Genomic DNA, 23,126 nt, shown 5'->3' with positions numbered 1-23,126 from the left:
AGGGGTATGTATTTATTTTACATATAATTGTTTTCGTTATGAGGTCATTCTCACTTTCTTTCCTGTCGTTGTCCACTTACCGCGGCAAGGGCTATACACGAGTTCATTAAACTGCAACACGTTCAGATCGCGTTGTATAGTTCGCGGTGTAATCCCGAACTCATCTACAAGGTCTTTCGTCGTTACCGTACCATTTTCATTGATGTACATATAAATCGATTTAATGCGTGTTAGCATACGAGTAGTTGTAGGTTTCAAGAGAAAACCACTCCTCTACTAGTTTTTTTGACCCCATTCAGGAAAGAAGGTCGTTACTACCATTGTACTCCACATGACAAAATTCATGCTTTAACTTACTTAAATTTTACAAAAGTTTAACAAATAATAAAATAGAAAAATATTGGTAGTTGACATTCTATATCTCTATGGTCAACTACCAATAACTTTCTACGTAAAACGTCAAATTCCTGCAAATTTTTTTAGAAAAATAAAAGAAAAACTAATGAGAAATATCTGAAATATTACAATTGTTCGTTATTCATTCTCTCTTTATTGATATAAGAGATTTGTGTTTGCTATGATGAAAGAAAGAATAGAGAAGAAGGTGAAGACGTAATGTCAGCAATTCATTGGATGAAAGAAGTTGAGAAACGCAAGAATGACTTAATTCGTGATACGCAGCAATTCTTGCAAATCAAAAGTGTTTTAGATGAAGAAAGTGCGAGAGAAGGCGCGCCGTTTGGTGAAGGTGTAGCGAAGGCACTATCTTTCATGTTACATAAGGGAGAAGAAGAAGGATTTACTTCGAAAAATGTAGAAGGATATGCAGGTCATCTGGAAATGGGACAAGGGAAAGAGTTAGTTGGTATTCTATGTCATGTTGATGTTGTGCCGGAAGGAGATGGCTGGACAACTCCTGCGTATAGCGCTGATATTCGTGATGGCAAGATTTTTGCACGCGGGGCCATTGATGATAAGGGTCCAACAATGGCAGCTTACTATGCAATGAAAATTGTGAAAGAGCTAGGATTACCGCTTTCTAAGCGCGTTCGTATGATTTTAGGAACAGATGAAGAAAGCGATTGGAAATGTGTAGATCATTATTTTAAGAAGGAAGAAATGCCGACAATTAGTTTTGTTCCAGATGCGGATTTCCCAATTATTAATGCTGAAAAAGGAATTTCTGATATACAAGTTGTACAAAATGTTGAGAAAGCAAAAGGGGGAGAGTATGAGCTTATTTCATTCTCTGCTGGTCGCCGTTTAAATATGGTACCTGATTTTGCTGAAGCGAAAATTAAGACTGAAACAGGAAGTACACTTGTAGAAGATTATGAACAATATTTACAATCGGTTCAAAAAATAGGTAAGAAGTCGATGGAAGGAAATATTGTCACATTACAAATAGAGGGTGTATCAGCTCACGGTTCTACTCCTGAAAAAGGAGAGAATGCAGGGCTGTTACTAGCTCAATTTTTACAAACGATAGAACTTGCTGAAAAAGGAGCTTCTTTTATTTCTTTTATTGCAGAAACATTTATCGATGATACACGGGGAGAAAAAGCAGGAATTGCCTATGAAGATGAAATTAGCGGACCTTTAACAGTGAACGTCGGTCGTTTTTCGTTTGCGGAAGAAGAGGGCGGGACTTTAGGAATAAATATACGTTATCCTGTCACAACCCAATTTGAAGAGACAATTGATCGATTAAAAGAATATGTACGTACAAAAGGATTTAAAGTAGCAAACTATTCGAATTCTCATCCGCATCATGTTGATAAAGATCATGTATTAATTCGTACATTACAGCGCGTATATGAGGAACAAACAGGTGAAAAGGCTGAACTATTAGCGATTGGTGGCGGTACATATGCCCGCGCATTGCAAGCTGGTGTAGCGTTTGGACCGCTATTCCCTGGAAAAGAAGATCTTGCCCATCAAAAAGATGAGTATATTGAAATTGAAGATTTATTAAAAGCAACAGCCATTTATGCACAAGCTATTTATGAATTGGCAAAATAAAACAAGTTGTAGTCTTACGAGGTATCCGCCCTTCATTTGGAGGGCGGGCTTCTTTTTAATAATTGAATGAGATAGGAAAGAAGAGCAACAATAATAAAAAGGAGAAGATATAATATGGTACCACATTATTTTATAGCAGTTACGTTACCGCATGATATAAAAGAACGATTGGCAAATTATAAGGAAGAAATGAACGATACGTTACCATTTCGCTCATGGGTGCATAAAGAAGACTATCATATTACACTGGCCTTTTTAGGCAGTGCAACGCAAGAGCAGTTACAAGAGATAAAAGAGGGATTGCATCTTCTTAAAAATGAACAGGAATTTTCGCTTTTATTACAAGGATTTTCTACCTTTGGTATTCCAGAACGTCCACGTATATTTTGGGCTGGATTAGAAGAAAGTAAAGCGTTGCTTCATTTACAAAAGAAAGTGCATAGCATTTGTGAACGTAGTGGTTTTTCACTTGAAACGCGGCCCTTTCACCCGCATATTACGATTGCGCGTAAATGGATAGGAGAGGCGATGTTTCATATAGAGGATATAAAGGAATTAAAACCGGTATCATTTCCAGTGGATACTGTGACACTATACAGATCGAATGTAAAAGATACACCTAAATATCATCCCGTTACAGAAATAAAATTACAGAAATAAAATTACAGAAATGTAATGTATGAAAACGTTTTTTTAGCAGGTGAATATACTTATAGAAATGAATGAATTGGTGTATGCATGATTACTCAATAGATGAATCTTTAATTTGGAGAATGATGGTGATTTTTTATGTTGAGAGTAGCACGTCCGTTTGAAGCTTATTTAGATGAAATGAATAAGATTACAATTTTACTCCCGCACACATATGGAACAAGCCAGACTTTTTCTTTAAAGGAAGAAAATGAAATGAGAGAGCTCTCCATTTTTAAAACAACTTTGCTTCCTAATGCAACGAAATATGAATGTTATACAGAAGAAGTATTAGATGTAGGAAAATATTATACAGTGCGGGATGAACGGGATACGGAAACTGATTTGCAAATTGGAGCCGTGATTCGCACAGCTGCTTTTGATGAAACATATTTTTACGAAGGAACAGATTTAGGAGCGAATTATAAAAAGGAAGAAACAGTTTTTAAAGTATGGGCTCCAACAGCGAGGTTTGCTAAGGTTCGAATTTATAAAGAGAATGCAGAGTATACAGATTATGAAATGAACCGAGGAGATCAGGGAGTTTGGTCTTGTATTCTTCAAGGAGACTTAGAAGGAGCGCAGTATACATTTCTCGTTTGTATTAACTTAGTATGGAATGAAGCGGTGGATCCGTATGCAAAATCAGTATCGGCAAATGGACAATATGGAATTGTTATTAATATGGAAAAAGTCTCTGTCACAAAATATACATTGCCTAAGTTACCTTCTTCTGTAGATGCCATACTATACGAAATGCATATTCGCGATATGACTATGCATCCAAATAGTGGCGTAAAGAGAAAAGGGATGTATAAAGGTCTTATGGAAGAAAATACAAAAGGAAAACACGGAACGCCAACGGCTTTCGCTCATGTGAAAGATTTAGGTGTTACGCATGTGGAAATATTGCCATTACATCATTTTGCAGGTGTAGATGAGATGGCCCCTTTTGCTGCATATAATTGGGGATATAATCCTCTCTATTACAATGTTCCGACAGGAGTATATGCAACAAATCCGTCTGATCCCTATAATCGCATGTTAGAGTGTAAACAATTAATTGAAACATTTCATAAGCATGGGATTCGCGTAATTATTGATGTTGTATACAACCATGTATATAAAAGGGAAACATCATCGTTTGAAAAGCTTGTACCAGGTTATTATTTTCGGCACGATAAAAATGGAATGCCGTCAAATGGAACTGGAGTTGGAAATGACTTAGCATCTGAGCGAAAAATGATGAGGAAATTTATTGTAGATTCTGTTTTATATTGGTTAACTGAATATAATGTTGACGGGTTTCGTTTTGATTTAATGGGAATTTTAGATGTAGAAACGATGAATCAAATTGAACAGGAAGTGCGAAAAAAGAAACAAGATGCAATCTTGTTAGGCGAGGGTTGGGATTTAGAAACACCGCTTGCAGTAGAAGAAAAAGCGATGTTACGTAATGCTAGTAAACTTCCGCATATTGCACAATTTAATGATCAATTTCGTGATTGGATAAAAGGGAGCACTTTCGACGTAAAGAAAAGAGGTTTTGCATTTGGAGGACAAGTAGGAGAAAGGGACTTGCAATATGTACTACAAGGGAGTCTGTCCAGTGTAAAAGAACAAGGGCTTTTTTTGGAACCGACTCAAACTGTAAACTATGTGGAATGTCATGATAATATGACGATGTGGGATAAACTCGTACGCAGTAATCAAGAAGCGGAAGTGATTTTAAAGCGTCGCCATCGTTTAGCCACAGCAATGGTTCTTTTCTCACAAGGGATTCCGTTTTTACATGCAGGGCAAGAATTTTATCGTTCGAAAGAAGGAAATGAAAACAGTTATAATGCTCCGGACGAGATTAATCAAATAGATTGGGCTCAAAAAGAGAAAGAATTAGCGACTGTTGATTATATCAAAGGATTAATCGCAATCAGGAAAGAACATGGTGCATTTCGTTTTCAATCAGCTGACTTCATTCAAAAACATATGAAATTCTTTCCAACACCTTCTTCTGTCATTGCTTATCAGTTACAAAAAGTAGAATCATTTGGGCCATGGGAAGAGATTATCGTTTTATTTCATAATGGTCTACAAACAGAAAAGGTTATACTCCCAAAACAAGAAAGATGGCACGTATTCGTAAACGAGAATGAAGCAAAAGTACAAGCAATTTCTTCATTTGAAGGAAGTGAACTACAAATGGCGCCTATTAGCACGTATATATTGGTGAAAATGTGACAAATCGCTACTTGACGATGAGAATGTAATAAATGTAGAATTGACAAAGGTAACGATTTGAATGAGTTGTCATTCTTATATAGGTTTTGTAAAATAAAGTAAAAGAATAAACGGTTTGTCCGTATCTTGGCTCATGCCAAGTTTTCTTTTTCTTGCATTCAACTACAGTACAATATATGAATCCACAACATGTGAAAATGTTGCGGTTTTTCTTTTCATAATTATAAAAGATAAGGATTTGTTAACGGGTAATGGATATGGAATGGTTGGAACAATTATTAGGAAAAGAGTGGAGTCTTATACCGGCTGGTGGAGTAACAGGCGATGCGTATATTGCGCAAAATGGACAACAAAAGCTGTTTTTAAAGCGGAATACATCGCCCTTTTTAGCGGTATTATCAGCAGAGGGAATTGTTCCAAAATTACTTTGGACAAGAAGGATAACGAACGGTGATGTAATTTCAGCTCAAAAGTGGCTACCAGGGAAAAAGTTAGAGCCAGAGGATATGAAACTGGAACGTGTTGCAAAGCTTTTAAAGAAAATACATTCCTCCAAAGCGCTTGTACAGATGATCCAACGGCTTGGGAAACAGCCGCTTCATGCGCAGGAGTTATTGCAGCAATTGTATTTTGTTTTAAGAGGAGATATAAAGGAAAGCCAAACAATTAAAGCGGGGCTTCAATATTTGAAAGTCTCATTATATGACATTGAATACGATGAGTTTGTCGTATGTCATTGTGATGTGAATCATAATAATTGGCTATTATCGGATGAAGATGAGTTATTCTTAATTGATTGGGATGGGGCTGTTATTGCAGATCCTGCTCTCGATCTTGGAATGCTATTATATTGGTATGTGCCGCGCGAACAATGGGAGGAATGGTTAGCCTACTATGGCATTGAAAAGACGGATTCGTTACTTCGACGTATGAAGTGGTATGTAGTAGCACAAACTATTTTATCTATTCAATGGCATATAGCAAAAAAACAGCAAGCAGAAGCTGAATATTGGCATCAATATTTACAGCAACTACTTGCTGAATAGTAAAGAATTAAGAAAAATTGTCCATTCCAGCAATCCACTCCGTAAGTTGTGCTTGATTATTGGAAATATGATTGTCCAAATCAGAAGAATATTTACCCGATTGACTATAATAATATACATCGTTTAGCATTGCTTTTGCATCTGCGCTGATGTTGTCATTTGCAAGCAATGATTGAATGAGACGTTCTAACTGTTCACACTCTGCAACTGTTCCGCAGCAATCACTTTGATGATTGATTAAAATATCTTTTAAAATTTCTAACTGATGTTGTTGATTAATCGGCATGATCGGACCATCCTTTCGATTGTTGTTCTTGTTTGAACAAATTAAAGAAAGCACTGTTTCGTTTATGCTCTATATAGTTTTTGTCAAAATGGCACATCTTATACTTGAAAGAAACGGACCGAGTGCTCGTACGTACTTGGTTTTTTATTTGACAGTCTACTGAAAAAAGAAAGAAGGAAAAAAATAGTCTAATAAAGAGAGGGAAACATCTATGCGTTTAAGACATAAACCGTATGCAATGGATCGCATTAAAGAATATTCACAATTTGTAATTGGAAACCCTGAGGAGCATCGCGGTAATTGGAAAGAAGTGTTTGGAAATGATCATCCGATTCATATTGAAGTAGGGACAGGACGCGGACGCTTTGTTTATGAAATGGCAAAAGCGAATCCGGATATTAACTACATCGGAATTGAAAAGTTTACTAGTGTCATTGTAGATGCGCTTGATAAGTTAATTGAAGAAGAATTACCAAATTTAAAGTTAATTAATAAGGATGCGGAAGATTTAACAGTTTTCTTTACAAAAGGTGAAATTGATCGCGTGTATTTAAATTTCTCTGACCCATGGCCGAAGAAACGTCATGCAAAGCGTCGTTTAACATATAAAACATTTTTACGCAATTATGAAGAAGTGTTAGTCAAGGATGGAGAAATTCACTTTAAAACAGATAACCAAGCTTTATTCGAATACTCTCTTATGAGTATGGCTGAATACGGCATGTTATTTACATTCTTAAGTCTCGACCTTCATAATAGTGACTTTGAAGGAAATATTATGACAGAGTATGAAGAAAAATTCTCTAGTAAAGGTCATCGTATTTATCGAGTAGAAGCAAAATATCGTACGGAGCCTGTGCAGTAAAGCACAGGTTTTTTTTGAAAGAGAAATAGTCTGAATTTTATGTTAAAATGAAATAAGAAAAGGAGGAAGTGCAATGGAAGTTTTACGAATTGGAAACATAAAAGTAACTTGGTTGCGTGGTGGAAATACTCATTTAGATGGCGGGGCAATGTTTGGAGTCGTCCCGAAAGTGCTTTGGTCTCGCAAATATGAGCATAATGAAACAAACCAAATTTATTTGCGAACGGATCCGTTACTTGTACAAACGAAAGAAGGGAATATTCTTATTGATTCAGGAATTGGAAACGAAAAAATGAGTGAAAAAATGAAGCGAAATCAAGGGGTAACAGAAGAGTCATCTGTTCATGAGTCGTTAGTACGTACTGGGCTTTATCCGGAAGATATTCATTATATTTTAATGACGCACCTTCATTTTGACCATGCGTCTGGGCTGACAAAGTGGGAAAACGGGCAGCTTGTTCCAATGTTTCCAAACGCTAAAATTTATGTGTCGGATATAGAGTGGAATGAAATGAGAAGTCCAAATATAAGATCGCGAAATACATATTGGAAGGAAAATTGGGAGCCAATTGCAAAGCAAGTCGTTACTTTTAAAGAAGAAATCCAAATTACAAGTGAGATACAAATGATTCACACTGGCGGACATAGTGATGGTCATGCTGTTATTGTTTTAGAAAGTATGGGAGAGACGATGCTTCATTTAGCGGATTTATTACCGACTCACGCGCATCAAAATGTCCTTTGGGTCATGGCGTATGATGATTACCCAATGACGTCGATTGAACAGAAGCAAAAATGGATGAAGTATGGAACGGAGAGAAATGCGTGGTTTACTTTTTACCATGATGCCTATTATCGCGCTGTGAAATGGGATGAGGAAGGAAAGATCGTTCAAAAGTTAGATAGAAAAGAGAGTATTGAAGCATAAATATAGTAGAAAAGAGAGGGGGCAAAGTCTTTTCGTTGAATCCTCTCTTTTTTATACATGAAAAAATGATAGAATTTCATCACATACTTAGGCAGCAGTGACTTCTAAAATTGTACCCGTTTTCGCATCTACTAAAAATTCAAATCGTTCTTGTATATCGTTTAAAATGGTTGTGAGACCACCGCGATACACTTCGTATGCGACATCATATTTTTCAAACGTCTCTGGAACCATATGTACCCAAGAGCCAGTAACTTCACCTTTATGACGTAATGCTTGCTTCACCATTTTCAATGCTTTTTCGGAAGAGATATGGGATTGTTCTTGAACTTTGTTTGCAACAAGATAACCAGCTGCAAAACCAACGCCAAGACCAGCTATTAAACCTTTCCAGTTCATATGCTCACCTCAATTCTATAAAATAGTGTATTAATGATAATTATAATTCAATTTTAATGAAAAAAGAAGAAACTAGAAACATTTTGAAAATTTCGTTACAATAAATAAGGTATTCTACTAAGGGTTGAAAGAAGGGAACTTCATGAATAAAGAGACATTAGAGCTATTTCGTACATTAACAGAATTACAAGGAGCATCAGGCTTTGAGCATGATGTACGTCGCTTTATGAAGCAAGAATTAAGCAAATATGCAGATGAGATTGTTCAGGATGGTTTAGGTAGTATATTTGGATTGAAAAAAGGAGACGAGAATGGTCCCCGTGTACTGGTAGCAGGTCATATGGATGAAGTTGGCTTCATGGTAACACAAATTACGAAAAACGGGATGATTCGTTTTCAAACATTAGGTGGTTGGTGGAGCCAAGTATTACTAGCTCAGCGTGTACAGATTATGACAAAAAATGGCCCTATTGTTGGGGTGATTGGCTCTATTCCACCGCATTTATTAAGTGACGCGCAGCGTGCAAAACCAATGGATATTAAGAATATGTTAATTGATATTGGTGCTGACAGCTATGAAGAAGCACTTGAAATCGGTGTGAAACCAGGGCAACAAATTGTTCCAATTTGTCCGTTTACACCGATGGCAAATGAAAAGAAAATTATGGCGAAAGCTTGGGACAACCGTTATGGTTGTGGTTTGGCTATTGAATTATTAAAAGAATTAAAAGATGAAACTTTGCCAAATACATTATATGCTGGTGCAACTGTGCAAGAAGAAGTAGGACTTCGTGGTGCACAAACAGCTGCGAATATGATTCAGCCGGATATTTTCTATGCGCTTGATGCAAGTCCAGCAAATGATGCATCTGGCGATAAAGAGCAGTTCGGTCAATTAGGAAAAGGGACGCTTCTTCGTATTTATGACCGCACAATGGTAACGCATCGCGGGATGCGTGAATTTATTTTAGATACAGCAGAAACACATAATATTCCGTATCAATATTTTATTTCACAAGGTGGCACAGATGCAGGACGTGTACATACAAGCAACTCCGGTATTCCATCAGCAGTAATCGGTGTTTGTGCTCGTTATATTCATACACATGCTTCCATTTTACATGTTGATGATTATGCGGCGGCAAAAGAATTATTGACGAAGCTTGTTAAAGCGACAGATAAAATGACGCTGGAAACAATTAAAAATAATGCTTAAAAGAAAGGGCCAGTTTTGGCCTTTTCTTTTCGTATATATACAAATGAAAAAACTGACATACATTCATTTTTTATAACCGTGACGCAGGTGTTTGAAAAATAACATGAATATATAACTAGTTTGTGATAGAGGACAATTTATCCCGCTATTTTAGGGCAGTAAGACTCCCACCTCAAGATGCAGAGAAAAGCAAGGAAGATAGGTGGGAGTAGGGCTGCCCGTAACAGCCCGATTGGTGAGGGCTCATAATCAGTGGGGGATGAAGAAAACCCCCACTGATTAAAGTTTCACTTTATCCTGTTATTTTAAGGTAGTAAGACTCCCGCCTCAAAATGCAGAGAGAAGTAAGGAAGGTAGGTGCTATAAGAAATGAATAGTGGAGGAACTATATGTCGAAAATATGGATAATAATTGGAATTGTCGCATCCATTATCGGTATACTATTTTTAGTGAATCTCAATATTTTTGAAGAAGAAGAAATAAAGGGTGCAGATATTCATAAAATCGTACAATTTATGGAAGATATGAAGCAAGGAAAATATGGTGAAATTACTGTAGTTCATCGATATTATGGAGGGAAATCTTATTTAGCCAGCAATGCACTTAAAGAAGCAGATAGCTTGGTAATTTATCATTTGAAAGCGCAGTATGATAAAAAAACGAAGGAAAGTTGGATTGAAGTCATACCTGATTTGAGCCAATTTAAACAATCCGCGGATAACCCCGTTAATGTGATTTCTTCACCAGAGCAATGCGGATATATATATTATAAGCAGGATTTAGAAAGAGATACAGGGCAATATATGCTGACGGAATGTCGTCATAGATGGGAGTATGAATTGTAAGGCAAATCATACGATGTTTCACTCGAGCAAAGGGGTATATAGAGATAGAGGTGGAAGAGATGAAAATAGCAGTTGGATCGAAAAATCAAACAAAAGTAGGAGCTGTAGAGGAAGTATGGAAAGATGCGGACATTATCGCCATTTCTGTTCCGTCGGGAGTAGCGCCGCAGCCCTTTTCTGATGAGGAAACGATGCAAGGGGCAATGAATAGAGCGAAGCGAGCAGTAGAGGTAGTCCAAGCAGATATCGGCTTTGGATTAGAAGGCGGCGTGATGAAAACGGAGCACGGATTGTTTTTATGTAACTGGGGTGCTTTAGCGACGAGTACGGGGAAAGTGTTTGTTGCAGGAGGCGCTCGGATTAAGCTGCCGGATGATTTCCTTGCACCACTTGAAGCAGGAAAAGAATTAAGTGAAGTGATGGAAGAATTTGTGAAGCGAAAAGATATTCGAAGCCATGAAGGAGCAATCGGAATTTTTACAGACCATTACGTGGATCGTACAGCGTTATTTGTTCATGTTGTAAAGCTATTAATTGGACAATATAAGTATAATGAAAAGCAAGCATAAACCTTGCACAGCACACGATGTATGGTAGTATAAAAGAAAGATTATAGTATGAAACGATACACTTCGTTAGAGGAGGAAATATAGATGAAGTCATTAGAAAGTATGGAGCAATTTCAAGAGTTAAAAAATGAGGAAAACGTTATTTTTATGTTCTCAGCAGATTGGTGTCCAGACTGCCGTTTTATTGATCCATTTATGCCAGAAGTAGAAGAGACATACAGTAACTTTTCATTTTATTATGTAGATCGTGATGAATTTATCGATCTTTGCGTGAAATTAGACGTATTTGGCATTCCAAGCTTTGTAGCGTACAATAAAGGCGAAGAGATTGGTCGCTATGTGAATAAAGATCGAAAAACACAAGAGCAAATCGAAGCGTTTATTGAAGGGTTAAAATAAAGCAATCTGTTAATAAAATTGTGAAATAACCTCTACCTTCGCGGGGAGGTTATTTTTTTGGAAGGGAGGAAAGCGAAATGAAAATGACAAATAAGAAGATGAAAGAAGAGTTAATGGAAAGGTTAGCTCGCCCAGAGTGGGATTTTCATTATGATAGTGAAAAACATGTGCTACGAATTGAGCAAAAAGATACGAAAAAAGGGATTAACGTTTCACTTCCAGGAGTTGTCGCAAAATGGGAAGTGAAAAAAGAAGCCGCAATTGAAGATGTTGTATATTACGTAACAGAAGCGTTGCTTGCTATGCATAAAGAAGAGAGTCAATCAGGGAAAATATTTCCGGTCATTCGGTCCACTTCTTTCCCGAAAGAAGCGGAAGAAGGAAATCCATTTATTATGACAGAGCATACAGCCGAAACACGCATTTATTACGCATTAGATTCCAATAAAACATACCGTTTAATAGATGAACGTTTGTTACAAAAATTAGGACTAACAGAACAGCAAGTGCGTGAAATGGCATTATTTAATGTTCGTTCATTAAATTATGAGTTTAAACAAGATCAAGTTGCTGGAAACACATTTTATTTCTTGAACACAAATGATGGTTATGATGCGAGTCGTATTTTAAATGAATCGTTCTTACAATCTATGCGTGAAAAAATTTCAGGTGATATGGTAGTGGCTGTTCCGCATCAAGATGTGTTAATTATTGCTGATATCATGAACGAAATCGGTTATGATATTATTGCACAAATGACAATGAAGTTTTTTGCTGAAGGTCATGTTCCAATTACATCGCTTTCATTTATATATGAAGATGGTGAGTTTGAACCAATCTTTATTTTAGCGAAAAATCGGAAGAAGACGAATGGAAAAGAGAAAGGATGAACAAAGTGAACGTTTTTTATAACCTTGAAGGAATTGGAGATACATTAATTGTTGTCTTACAAGACATTGCTTTAGAGAACCGCACATTTGATCGCAAAGGAGATGTAGCGCGTATTTATGATCGTGAAAGCAATGTAACAGCAGGATTTAACATCTTCGGTGTTTCTTCTTATATGGAAATAAAAGAAACAGGGAATATTACTTTAACAAAAGAACTTGTTGAAAAAATTAACGAAATTTTAGCGAAGAACGGTTTTGAAGAAAAAGTAGAAGCAGATTTTTCACCAAAATTTGTTGTTGGTTATGTAGCAGAAAAAGAAAAACATCCAAATGCTGATAAATTAAGCATTTGTAAAGTTGAAGTTGGCACAGAAACATTACAAATTGTATGTGGTGCGCCAAACGTTGAGGCAGGACAAAAAGTAGTTGTTGCAAAAATTGGTGCTGTCATGCCAAGTGGCATACTAATTAAACCAGCTGAATTACGCGGAATCCCATCTGCTGGTATGCTTTGCTCTGCTCGTGAATTAGAACTACCAGACGCACCACAAGAAAAAGGAATTCTTGTATTAGAAGATAGCTATGAAGTTGGACAAGAATTCAAGTTTTAGTGGAGTGTAAAAGAAGGAGTCTATCGCCTGTATATAGTAGGTGATAGACTCCTTTTTCTTATTCATAAAAAGTTATCGGCGCAAGTCGAAAGATATCAGCGGAGCCTCCCCATTTATCGGCGCAAGTCGAAAGATATCAGCGGAGCCTCCCCATTTATCGGCGCAAGTCGAAAGATATCAGCGGAGCCTCCCCATTTATCGGCGCAAGATGAAAGATATCGGCGAAGCAGCGCTACTTATCGGCGCAAGATGAAAGATATCGGCGAAGCAGCTCCACTTATCGGCGCAAGATGAAAGATATCGGCGATTCGACACGAAATATCGATTTACCAACAAATTACGACACATATAATTTTTTATGAATATATAAAAATAAACACTCAATCGTTTTCATCAGTGGCCTCATTATATGGGACTATTTTTTGCTGAAGTGTCGCTATATTGTCACGCTTTCCTTTATAAAGTATATTGTGTTTCAAAACCAAATTAGTTAAAATTTAGAAAAACAAAAGGGGTTAGCGTACATGATGCAACAACCGAAAATAAAAGAACTTCTTGAGAGAATTGAAATTACAAAAAAGCATGACGTTGAAATTGATTCCTATGAAATTTATTTGTTTCATGAAAACGAAATAGAAAAAGGACAAATTGGTTATCGATATGATAAAAATAATCATTCACTTATAGGTGAGAATGAAGGGGAATGGAAAGAGAACTGGATTGTTATTGGGTATGAAACAGATATGGGGGATCCTATTTTTATAGATACAGATGATGCATTGTATCCAATTTATACAGCAAACAAAGGTGCTGAAATATGGGAACCAGTTTGTATAGCTGATAGTATAAATGAAATTATAAATCAACTTCAAGATAAATAAAGTACAAAAGAATGTAGAGAGCGTAAGCGATAAGCGGCAGTCTATTTATATAAGACTGCTATTTTTTATAAATTTTACAAAAGGTTTGGAATATGACTTGTCATATTAATGAGCGTAATTTTACCTGCACTTTTTGCCGAATGCTGATACAATAAAGAATGTTACTATTTAGTAGAAAGAGTGGTAAGCATGTTAGATTGGATGAAAAAGCTGTTTAACAAAGAGGAACATCAGGAAGAAAAAACAGCAGTGTTTAAAGAAGTATCGAAAAAAACTGAAAGTCAGCCCAAAATTCCTCGTGTAAACCACTACACTGAAGAAAGAGAAGCACAAATGGCAAGCCGAAATTTAGGTGTAAAATGCCGTTTTCCTTTAATACCAGATGGTGGATTGGATCAAGAGGATGTAGAAGCACCGTCAAGTTTTGAAGTGCAGCCTATTCATAGAGCTGTAAAAGCAGAAAGACATCGTCAAAGATATGTAGAACAAGAACCAACTTCTACATATACAGAATCAAAATTTGTGCATCAGTCAGAAGAAGTGCCAGAGCCGTTTGTTCAACCAACATCTGTACCAGTACAAGAAAATAATCGAAGACCATTTCGTCCAACAGAAATCATCTCTCCTATTTATGGACATCATCGTCCTTCAGTAGAAAAAAAGGTTGTACAAGAGGAAGAAAAGGAGAGAGAAGACCTTGAAATATCCGTTGAGGGGAAATCAGTTGTTGATGCTTGGTTAGAGAAGAAGGGATATACATTCTCCTATTTCTCCGAAGAACAAGCAGTACGTGATTTTCCTAAAGAAGAGGGAACAGTAGCGGATAATCAAGAAACGAGTAAACAAAAAGGAAAATCAGTTGTTGATGAGTGGTTAGAGAAAAATAGCTATGAAATAGAGCATCAAGCTTCTTTATTGGAAGAAAATTCAGATGACTTAATAGAACAGCAAACAGATGACTTTGAGTCAGAGCAACATGTAGTGGCGTTATTAGAGGATGATAGAAAAACTCTGCAATCAGAGGCAATAGATACGAAACACATAGAAGAACAAGATGAGAAAAAAGCTGCTGAAGAGGCAGTCATTATAAAGTCGGAAGAAGCACTTGTTGAAACGATTGTGATAGAAACAGAAAATTCTTCAGAAGAAGAATTTTTAGAAGAGGAAGTTTCAGCTTCAGAACCTACACAAATAGTTACAACTACGGAAGCAGAAGTGGAAATAGAAGCAGAAGCACTAGAGGAAGCAGAAATAGAAACAGAAGATGTGGCGCAATTACAAGAAGAATCTACTAAGGAAATAGAAAATACCACTGAATACGTTGCCCAGCAGGAAGCAATGGAATCTCAAGAGGATAAGAAACAAATTGCGTTAACTTCAGAAAGCCTTGAAAAGACGAAAAAAGATGTTCAAAGCTTTGCGAACACCTTAATTGAAGAAAGAGAAGAAACACAATCTATATCAGAAGAAACACAGCCTGTTGTACAAACAGAAGAACCAAAACGTGAGAAAAAACGTCATGTACCATTTAATGTTGTTATGTTAAAACAAGATAGAAGAAAACTAATGGAAAAACATAGAGCAAGAATGAATGCAGTACAACAAGTAGAAGAAGTGCAGATAGAAGAGAAACCAGTACAACAAGTAGAAAAAGTGCAGATAGAAGAGAAACCAGTGCAACAAGTAGAAGAAAAAGTGCAAGTAATTGAGCAATCTGTGCAACAAATAGCAACTGTACAACAAACGAAAGATGCTACAGCAAATTCTAGTGAAAAAGAGTATGTTGTAGCGAAAAGAGAAAATGATGTGCGTAATGTATTGCAAACACCTCCGGAATACATGATGCCGCCATTAACATTGCTCACGATTCCAGCGCAAACAACATTAGATAATACGGAATGGTTAGATGAACAAAAACAATTGCTAGATATGACGTTTAATAATTTCCATGTTGGGGCTCATGTTATCAATGTTTCACAAGGACCAGCGGTAACCCGTTTTGAAGTACAGCCTGATCCGGGTGTGAAAGTAAATAAAATCACAAATTTAAGTGATGATATTAAGTTAAGCTTGGCTGCAAAGGATATTCGAATCGAAGCGCCAATCCCAGGGAAAAGTGCGATTGGGATTGAAGTTCCAAATAAAGAAAGTAAGCCGGTCTTTTTAAGAGAAATTTTAAGAAGCCCAGTATTTACAAAGAGTGAGTCACCGCTTACGGTTGCACTAGGGCTTGATATTTCGGGGGCACCGATTGTAACGGATATTAGAAAGATGCCTCATGGATTAATTGCAGGTGCAACAGGGTCAGGGAAAAGTGTTTGTATTAATGCGATTTTAACGAGTATTTTATATAAGGCGAAACCTCATGAAGTGAAGCTTATGTTAATTGATCCAAAAATGGTTGAACTTGCACCATATAATTCTGTTCCGCATCTTGTAGCTCCTGTTATTACAGATGTAAAAGCTGCTACAGCGGCATTAAAATGGGCGGTTGATGAGATGGAACGACGCTATGAGCTGTTTGCACATGCGGGAGCTCGCGATTTAACTCGGTATAATACAATCGTAAGTGAAAGAGAAATTCCAGGTGAAACATTACCATATATTGTTATTGTTATTGATGAATTAGCAGACTTAATGATGGTGGCTCCTGGTGACGTAGAGGAAGCGATTTGTCGTATCGCTCAAAAAGCACGTGCTTGCGGTATTCATTTATTAGTTGCCACGCAGCGTCCATCTGTAGATGTTATTACTGGATTAATTAAATCTAATATTCCAACTCGCATTGCGTTCACTGTATCATCTCAAGTTGATTCTCGTACGATTATTGATATTGGAGGCGCAGAAAAATTACTAGGGCGCGGTGATATGCTATTTTTAGGAAATGGTACATCTAAGCCAGTACGTGTGCAAGGTGTGTACGTATCGGATGATGAAATTGAAAAAACAGTTGAACATGTGAAAAAACAAATGAAACCAAATTACTTATTTAAGCAAGAAGATTTATTAGCGAAAACAGAACAACATGAAGCGGAAGACGAATTATTTTTTGATGCATGTCAATTTGTTGTAGAACAAGGGGGAGCTTCTACATCTTCTGTACAGAGAAAATTCCGTATCGGCTATAATCGCGCGGCACGTCTTATTGAAGAGATGGAGGCGCAAGGGATTATATCTGAAGCAAAGGGAACGAAACCGAGAGATGTCCTAATTTCAGAGGATGAATTTGCTGCTATGCAGGAAATTCATGTATAGGAAGCGGTTTTGCTGTATACTAAGAGAAAATGTTGGATAGTAAAGTAGGGAGTAAAACGACATGAAAGAAATCGAATTAAAATTAAAAGGTGAAATTGATCGATTAACAAATAAAACATTTAAATTTGATGAACGAGTTGGAGAAGGATGGTTCTCTGCTGTTTATTTTTTAAAAACTCGTGATATTATTCAAGAATTTCGTCCGAAAAGTGTTGTAACCATGCAGTTTTTCCAAAAAGAGAATGCAGTGCTTTGCGGAACGGATGAGGTAATTGCATTGTTACAAACATTTGCGACACATCCAGAAGAGTTAGAAATTCATTCTTTAAAGGATGGGGACAAAATTAAGCCGTTTGAAACAGTTTTGACAATCACGGGACCTTATGAGTATTTTGGGTTTTTAGAAGGTGTAATCGATGGGATTTTAGCACGACGTACATCTGTAGCAACAAATGTATATAATGTTGTACAAGCTGCTCGTAGCGGTCAAAAAGAAAAACCTGTTATTTTTATGGGAGATCGTGATGATCATTACACACAGCAAGCTGGTGATGGATACGCAGCATACATCGGTGGTATGAGTGCACAGGCAACGCATGCAATGAATGAATGGTGGGGCAAAAGTGGAATGGGGACAATGCCGCATGCATTAATTCAAATGTTTAATGGAGATGTTGTTGAAGCTGCAAGAGCATATCATAAAAAGTTTCCAGAAGATGATCTCGTTGTACTAATTGACTATAACAATGATGTAATTACAGATGGTCTTCGTGTTGCACGTGAATTCGGTTCAGAATTAAAAGGTGTCCGTATTGATACATCACGTACAATGATTGATCAATATTTTATCCGTAATCCAGAAGTACTTGGAACATTTGACCCACGTGGTGTAAATCCATCGCTTGTTTTTGCACTGCGGAAGGCGCTTGATGAGGAAGGGTTCCAACATGTAGATATTGTTGTAACTGGTGGATTTGACGAGAAACGTATTCGTGAATTTGAAGAGCAAAATGTTCCTGTAGACTTATACGGAGTTGGCAGTAGCTTGCTGAAAATGAATATCGGCTTTACTGGTGATAATGTGGAATTAAATGGAAAGCCAGAAGCGAAAGCTGGGCGTAAATACCGTCCAAATCCGCGTCTTGAGCGCGTTCAATTAGAAAAAAGAGAAGAGAAATAAAGTGAAACTTTAATCAGTGGGGGTTTTCTTCATCCCCCACTGATTATGAGCCCTCACCAATCGGGCTGTTACGGGCAGCCCTACTCCCACCTATCTTCCTTGCTTCTCTCTGCATCTTGAGGTGGGAGTCTTACTGCCCGTTAATGCGGGATAAACGAGAAAAACTGATAGGTGATTGACCCTATCAGTTTTTCTGTTATCATAGTATAACGGCTTGTTTTTTGCTATAATAGTTTTGTTATGGACATAAAACGAAGCACGTATGTATTTGTCACGATTAATGAGAGCTAAAAAAGGTTCGCTTTATCGGAAATGTATGATGATTACCAAAATAAGAAAAGATTCATATACTGTCTTATAGATAGGCCGTTGTATTAGTTCGAAATGTTGGAGGTTCTTTAAGATGACAGTTTACCATTTTGTAGGAATTAAAGGAACAGGAATGAGTTCATTAGCGCAAATTCTTCATGACATGAAGAATACTGTTCAAGGTTCTGATTATGAAAAGCGTTTCTTCACACAAGTAGCATTGGAAAAGCGTGGTATTTCGATCCTTCCTTTTGATAAAAACAATATTAAAAAAGGACAAGTGATTATTGCAGGAAATGCATTTCCTGATACGCATGAAGAAATTATAGCAGCGAAAGAATTAAATATTCCAGTTCACCGTTACCATCACTTTTTAGGAGACCTTATGAGTAAGTATACAAGTGTTGCTGTAACAGGTGCGCATGGAAAAACATCAACAACAGGTTTGTTAGCCCATGTTATGCAAGGTGCCAACCCGACATCTTATCTGATTGGAGATGGAACGGGGCATGGGGTAGAAAATAGTAAGTATTTTGCGTTTGAAGCTTGTGAATATCGTCGTCATTTCTTGTCTTACTATCCAGACTATGCAATTATGACAAATATTGATTTTGATCACCCGGATTATTTTGCAGACATCAATGATGTATTTCATGCATTCCAAGAGATGGCACTTCAAGTGAAAAAGGGAATTATTGCGTGTGGTGATGATGAAGAACTTCAAAAAATTCAAGCGAAAGTACCTGTTATTTTCTATGGATTTGGTGAAGATAATGATTTCCAAGCTCGTAACATTCAAAAGAGAACAGACGGTACTGTATTTGAAGTATTCGTTCGTAATACGTATTATGAAACATTTAAAATTACAGGATACGGAAATCATAGCGTATTAAATGCATTAGCAGTAATAGCGCTTTGCCATTATGAAAATATCGATGTCGAAGTTGTGAAACATCAATTAACAACATTTGAAGGCGTAAAACGTCGCTTTAATGAAAAACCGGTGGGAGACCAAGTTATTATTGATGATTATGCACACCATCCGACAGAAATTAATGCAACGATTGAAGCGGCTCGTCAAAAGCATCCAGAGCGTGAAATTATCGCTATTTTTCAGCCACATACATTTTCACGTACAGAGAAGTTTTTAGATGAGTTTGCGGAAAGCCTAAGTAAAGCTGATCAAGTCTATTTATGCGATATTTTCGGATCAGCACGTGAAAACAAAGGTGAATTAACAATTGCAGATTTGCAAAAACGCATTGACGGTGCAGAATTAATTACAGATACAACAACAGATGTACTGAAAAAACATAAAAACGGCGTTCTTATTTTTATGGGCGCAGGTGACATTCAAAAATTCGAAGCAGCTTATGTAAAAGAAGTGCAAGTTGCTGAGAAGTAATGAGGTGAAAAAGACGTGCAGCGGTGGCTGTGCGTCTTTTTTTGATACGTGGTTTGTAGCATGTTTGGTGTCGAAAGATGTTGGTAAGTCGATAGCTCTTGTCGAAACGCCGATATATTTCAAAAATTGCCGATATGTTGAGAGGACATTTTTAAACGATAGATGTTAGAATAATAAGAAAATAAAAGGGGATGTAAAAATGTTCACACTTCGAGTCGATAGCGAAATCGAACTTCAATTACTTGAAAAGCAGCATAAAGAAGAACTATATCAATTAATAGATAAGAATCGTAATCATTTAAGAAAATGGCTTCCTTGGGTAGATGGTACGAAATCGGCTGATGCGTATGATGCCATTTTTCCGATATGGTTAAAGAAATTTGCAGAGGGAGACGGTTTTGAAAGTGGTATACGCTATAAAGGAAAGCTTGTTGGGATGGTAGGCATTCATCCGGTGAGCTGGGGGAAGAAAGCGGCGAGTCTTGGGTATTACCTTGCAGAAGATGCTGGGGGAAAAGGTATTATGACGCGTAGCGTAAAGGCTGTACTTCGCTATGCATTTGAAAATTTAAAGCTCAATAAAATTGAAATTCGTTGTGGAGTACAAAATAAGAAAAGCCGTGCGGTTCCAGAACGACTTGGGTTTCGGTTAGATGGTATTTTGCGAGAGGAAGAATGGTTGTATGACCATTTTCATGATATAGCAGTCTATAGTTTGTTAGCTTCAGAGTGGAAGGAAATCCGATGAGGAATTTGTATTACTTCCTATTAATATAAGAGAAGAGTTACTAGAAAGTTTTATAGGTTAAACTGTAAAATATAGTATTATTTAGTTGAGGTGGTGGTGATATGAACTTTCCTATTCAAAGAAGCAAACCGATTATGATTTTTGTCATTCTAATGTTCATTATTATGGTTGTTTATCCCATTGTACTGCTTCTGATGAATAAAGAAAATTGGGGAACGGCGTTAATTGGAATGGGAATTTGCTTCGTTGTCAATGTTCCACTCGTTTGGGAAGTATTTATAAAAAAACATATTGTGAAAAATGGTGTACTGAAGTATGGGATATTGAATGATGATATTGTGTTATCAGATATAAGAGTGGTACGCCAAGTTGGGAAATCTCTTGAAATTACAACGAATCAATATAAAGTACATATGATTGCAATGCCAACAGATATGAATCAGTTATTAGCATTGATTGAGAAAGAGAATCCACAGGTGAAAATAGAGATGAATTGAAAAAAACGCTCGGAATGATATCTGAGCGTTTTTTGATGCTATTTTAAGTTTTCAGGGTTTAACGCTTCTAATTCAGGTACAACGAAACGGCCATCTTTACGAATTAATACGTCGTCAAAGTAAATTTCACCGCCGCCGTATTCTGGACGCTGAATGCATACTAAATCCCAATGGATGTTAGAGTTGTTTCCGTTCCATGCATCGTCATACGCTTGTCCAGGTGTGAAGTGGAAGCTACCGTCGATTTTTTCATCAAATAGAATGTCGCCCATTGGATGAAGGATGTATGGGTTTACGCCGATTGCAAATTCGCCAACGTAACGTGCACCTTCATCTGTATCGAAAATTTTATTAATGCGTTCTGTATCGTTTGCAGTTGCTTCAATAATTTTTCCATCTTTAAATTTCAGCTGTACGTTTTCGAATGTATAACCATTATATGGTGATGGCGTGTTATAAGAGACTGTACCATTAACAGAATCGCGAACTGGTGCAGAGTATACTTCGCCATCCGGAATATTTAAATGACCAGAGCATTTAATAGCTGGAATGTCTTTAATAGAGAATGTTAAATCAGTTCCAGGACCAACTAGGCGAACTTTATCTGTTTTGTTCATCAGTTCAACAAGGCGATCCATCGCTTTGTCCATTTTACCGTAATCTAAGTTACATACTTCGAAGTAGAAGTCTTCGAAAGCTTCTGTACTCATTTTTGCAAGTTGCGCCATAGACGCATTTGGATAGCGAAGAACAACCCAGCGTGTTTTTGGAACGCGGATGTCTCTATGAACTTTCTTACCAACTGTTTGACCGTGGATTTTCATTCGTTCACTTGGAACGTCAGCTTGTTCATTAATGTTATCGCCAGAGCGAAGACCAATATAAGCATCCATATCTTTCATTACGCTTGCTTCATATGCTGCGATTTGTTCGAAATGTTCTTCTGTAGCACCCATTAATAAAGAGCGATCTACCGCATGATCTTTTAAAGAGACAAATGGAAAACCGCCAGCTGCATATGCTTCTTTTACAAGTGCTGTAACAAGTTCTCTTTGCAAGCCAAAGTTTTCGATTAATACTTTTTCGCCTTTTTGTAAGCGAATAGAGTAGTTAATTAAATTGTATGCTAATTTTTCAATACGTGGATCTTTCATATGTAAAGCCTCCCCTAATGAATTATGTATACATTGTTATTGTACCCTACTTGCTGGAATTTGTTTAATGATTTATGTTACAGTTGACATACAAGTAAGAAAATTCGAACGAAACTGTAAGGGTTAGAATGAAACGGAAAATGATTGTATAATAGGAGAAAGTATGAAAAAGATAAAGGAAGTGATGAGATGCAAGTTCTTTTATACGTAAGTGCAGCTATTATTGCAGTAGCATTTGCTGTATTGGTAATTTATGCATGCAGAACGTTATTATCATTACAGAAAACGCTAGAAAATGTTGCAAGTACACTAGAGGGATTAGAAAAGCAAATGCAAGGAATAAGCGTAGAAACAGAGCAGTTATTACATAAAACAAATGCATTAGCTGATGATATTCAACAAAAGTCACAATCATTAAATAAAGTAGTAGAAGGCGTAGATGGAATTGGAACGACAATTCATTCTTTAAATACGAAACTACGTAATGTATCAAATTCAGTTACAAATGAAATTGAAAATAATGCAGATAAAGTTGCTCAAGTTGTTCAATGGAGCAGTGCAGCGATTGAAGTATATAATCATTTTAGAGCTACTAGACAAGAGAAAAAACTAGAAAAAGCAGAGAGAAAGTTAGAGAAAGCAGAAAAGAAAGAAAAGCGTTCGAGACTTCCGATTCGTATGAGAGGTGAGTAA

At 36.9% G+C, this 23,126-nt stretch carries 23 protein-coding genes; 19 read left to right on the top strand and 4 right to left on the bottom strand.

Annotation, left to right across the window (positions count from 1 at the left end; translation table 11 throughout):
- Window positions 1-36: 36 nt before the first annotated feature.
- Window positions 37-258: a DeoR family transcriptional regulator gene (locus tag MR063_RS04695; RefSeq protein ID WP_000805512.1), complete on the bottom strand. Its 222-nt coding sequence runs from the start codon at window positions 256-258 to the stop codon at window positions 37-39.
- Window positions 259-615: 357 nt separating this feature from the next.
- Here MR063_RS04695 and pepV point away from each other — a divergent pair, with 357 nt between their 5' ends.
- The 4 genes from pepV to MR063_RS04675 all read left to right on the top strand — a co-directional run bounded on the left by pepV (window position 616) and on the right by MR063_RS04675 (window position 5,996).
- On the top strand, window positions 616-2,022 hold the full coding sequence (gene pepV, locus MR063_RS04690; RefSeq protein WP_242194305.1) for a dipeptidase PepV: 1,407 nt from the start codon (window positions 616-618) through the stop codon (window positions 2,020-2,022).
- A 114-nt stretch (window positions 2,023-2,136) separates the two neighbouring features.
- On the top strand, window positions 2,137-2,682 hold the full coding sequence (thpR, locus tag MR063_RS04685; protein ID WP_242194286.1) for an RNA 2',3'-cyclic phosphodiesterase: 546 nt from the start codon (window positions 2,137-2,139) through the stop codon (window positions 2,680-2,682).
- A 129-nt stretch (window positions 2,683-2,811) separates the two neighbouring features.
- Window positions 2,812-4,950 carry a type I pullulanase gene (gene pulA / locus MR063_RS04680; RefSeq protein WP_242194264.1) on the top strand — a complete coding sequence of 713 codons (2,139 nt, stop codon included), beginning with the start codon at window positions 2,812-2,814 and terminating at the stop codon, window positions 4,948-4,950.
- Window positions 4,951-5,201: 251 nt separating this feature from the next.
- On the top strand, window positions 5,202-5,996 hold the full coding sequence (locus MR063_RS04675; protein WP_242194244.1) for a phosphotransferase family protein: 795 nt from the start codon (window positions 5,202-5,204) through the stop codon (window positions 5,994-5,996).
- A 7-nt stretch (window positions 5,997-6,003) separates the two neighbouring features.
- Here MR063_RS04675 and MR063_RS04670 read toward each other — a convergent pair whose 3' ends face one another.
- A complete protein-coding gene (locus tag MR063_RS04670; RefSeq protein ID WP_242144178.1) occupies window positions 6,004-6,282 on the bottom strand; it encodes a YtzH-like family protein in 279 nt (92 codons plus the stop codon).
- 211 nt (window positions 6,283-6,493) lie between these two features.
- On the opposite strand from MR063_RS04670, the gene trmB reads away from it, so the two are divergent.
- Window positions 6,494-7,147: a tRNA (guanosine(46)-N7)-methyltransferase TrmB gene (gene trmB / locus MR063_RS04665; RefSeq protein ID WP_242194239.1), complete on the top strand. Its 654-nt coding sequence runs from the start codon at window positions 6,494-6,496 to the stop codon at window positions 7,145-7,147.
- 73 nt (window positions 7,148-7,220) lie between these two features.
- On the top strand, window positions 7,221-8,075 hold the full coding sequence (locus tag MR063_RS04660) for a YtnP family quorum-quenching lactonase (protein ID WP_242194235.1): 855 nt from the start codon (window positions 7,221-7,223) through the stop codon (window positions 8,073-8,075).
- An 87-nt stretch (window positions 8,076-8,162) separates the two neighbouring features.
- Here the strand turns inward: MR063_RS04660 and MR063_RS04655 are convergent, their stop codons facing one another.
- Window positions 8,163-8,474, bottom strand: coding sequence for a PepSY domain-containing protein (locus tag MR063_RS04655; RefSeq protein ID WP_012095819.1), 312 nt, complete (start codon window positions 8,472-8,474; stop codon window positions 8,163-8,165).
- A gap of 142 nt (window positions 8,475-8,616) precedes the next feature.
- Here MR063_RS04655 and MR063_RS04650 point away from each other — a divergent pair, with 142 nt between their 5' ends.
- From MR063_RS04650 to MR063_RS04595, 12 genes are all read left to right on the top strand, one after another.
- Window positions 8,617-9,690 carry a M42 family metallopeptidase gene (locus MR063_RS04650; protein ID WP_242194232.1) on the top strand — a complete coding sequence of 358 codons (1,074 nt, stop codon included), beginning with the start codon at window positions 8,617-8,619 and terminating at the stop codon, window positions 9,688-9,690.
- A gap of 389 nt (window positions 9,691-10,079) precedes the next feature.
- The gene (locus MR063_RS04645) at window positions 10,080-10,535 is read left to right on the top strand and encodes a hypothetical protein (RefSeq protein ID WP_242194229.1); all 456 of its coding nucleotides are present in this window, start codon (window positions 10,080-10,082) and stop codon (window positions 10,533-10,535) included.
- A gap of 59 nt (window positions 10,536-10,594) precedes the next feature.
- Window positions 10,595-11,104 carry a DUF84 family protein gene (locus tag MR063_RS04640; protein ID WP_242194212.1) on the top strand — a complete coding sequence of 170 codons (510 nt, stop codon included), beginning with the start codon at window positions 10,595-10,597 and terminating at the stop codon, window positions 11,102-11,104.
- Window positions 11,105-11,188: 84 nt separating this feature from the next.
- The gene (locus MR063_RS04635) at window positions 11,189-11,503 is read left to right on the top strand and encodes a thioredoxin family protein (RefSeq protein WP_242144172.1); all 315 of its coding nucleotides are present in this window, start codon (window positions 11,189-11,191) and stop codon (window positions 11,501-11,503) included.
- A 77-nt stretch (window positions 11,504-11,580) separates the two neighbouring features.
- Entirely contained in the window at window positions 11,581-12,393 is an 813-nt protein-coding gene (locus MR063_RS04630; RefSeq protein WP_242194208.1) for a DUF1444 domain-containing protein, read from the top strand.
- Window positions 12,390-13,004, top strand: coding sequence for a YtpR family tRNA-binding protein (ytpR, locus tag MR063_RS04625; protein WP_242194204.1), 615 nt, complete (start codon window positions 12,390-12,392; stop codon window positions 13,002-13,004). The genes MR063_RS04630 and ytpR overlap by 4 nt, the downstream gene beginning before the upstream one ends.
- Window positions 13,005-13,528: 524 nt before the next feature.
- Window positions 13,529-13,885: a thiamine transporter gene (locus MR063_RS04620; RefSeq protein WP_242144169.1), complete on the top strand. Its 357-nt coding sequence runs from the start codon at window positions 13,529-13,531 to the stop codon at window positions 13,883-13,885.
- Between the two features lie 189 nt (window positions 13,886-14,074).
- Window positions 14,075-17,140: a DNA translocase FtsK gene (locus MR063_RS04615; RefSeq protein ID WP_242194201.1), complete on the top strand. Its 3,066-nt coding sequence runs from the start codon at window positions 14,075-14,077 to the stop codon at window positions 17,138-17,140.
- Between the two features lie 61 nt (window positions 17,141-17,201).
- Window positions 17,202-18,320 (top strand): nicotinate phosphoribosyltransferase, encoded by a 1,119-nt coding sequence (locus MR063_RS04610; protein ID WP_242194185.1) that lies wholly within the window; start codon window positions 17,202-17,204, stop codon window positions 18,318-18,320.
- Between the two features lie 403 nt (window positions 18,321-18,723).
- The gene (gene murC, locus MR063_RS04605; protein WP_242194182.1) at window positions 18,724-20,034 is read left to right on the top strand and encodes a UDP-N-acetylmuramate--L-alanine ligase; all 1,311 of its coding nucleotides are present in this window, start codon (window positions 18,724-18,726) and stop codon (window positions 20,032-20,034) included.
- A gap of 199 nt (window positions 20,035-20,233) precedes the next feature.
- On the top strand, window positions 20,234-20,782 hold the full coding sequence (locus MR063_RS04600; protein ID WP_242194179.1) for a GNAT family N-acetyltransferase: 549 nt from the start codon (window positions 20,234-20,236) through the stop codon (window positions 20,780-20,782).
- Between the two features lie 101 nt (window positions 20,783-20,883).
- Complete coding sequence (locus tag MR063_RS04595) at window positions 20,884-21,279, top strand: PH domain-containing protein (RefSeq protein WP_242194175.1); 396 nt, start codon at window positions 20,884-20,886, stop codon at window positions 21,277-21,279.
- 38 nt (window positions 21,280-21,317) lie between these two features.
- On the opposite strand, the gene MR063_RS04590 is transcribed toward MR063_RS04595, so the two are convergent.
- Window positions 21,318-22,433, bottom strand: coding sequence for an aminopeptidase (locus tag MR063_RS04590; protein ID WP_242194143.1), 1,116 nt, complete (start codon window positions 22,431-22,433; stop codon window positions 21,318-21,320).
- A gap of 144 nt (window positions 22,434-22,577) precedes the next feature.
- Between MR063_RS04590 and MR063_RS04585 the strand changes: the two genes are divergently transcribed.
- Entirely contained in the window at window positions 22,578-23,126 is a 549-nt protein-coding gene (locus tag MR063_RS04585; RefSeq protein ID WP_242194140.1) for a DUF948 domain-containing protein, read from the top strand.

The sequence above is a fragment of the Bacillus cereus group sp. BfR-BA-01492 genome, assembly GCF_022662815.1.
GTDB lineage: Bacteria > Bacillota > Bacilli > Bacillales > Bacillaceae_G > Bacillus_A > Bacillus_A cereus_BD.
Note: the sequence above shows the minus strand (reverse complement) of the source record. Positions and strands in the feature narration are given on the sequence as shown.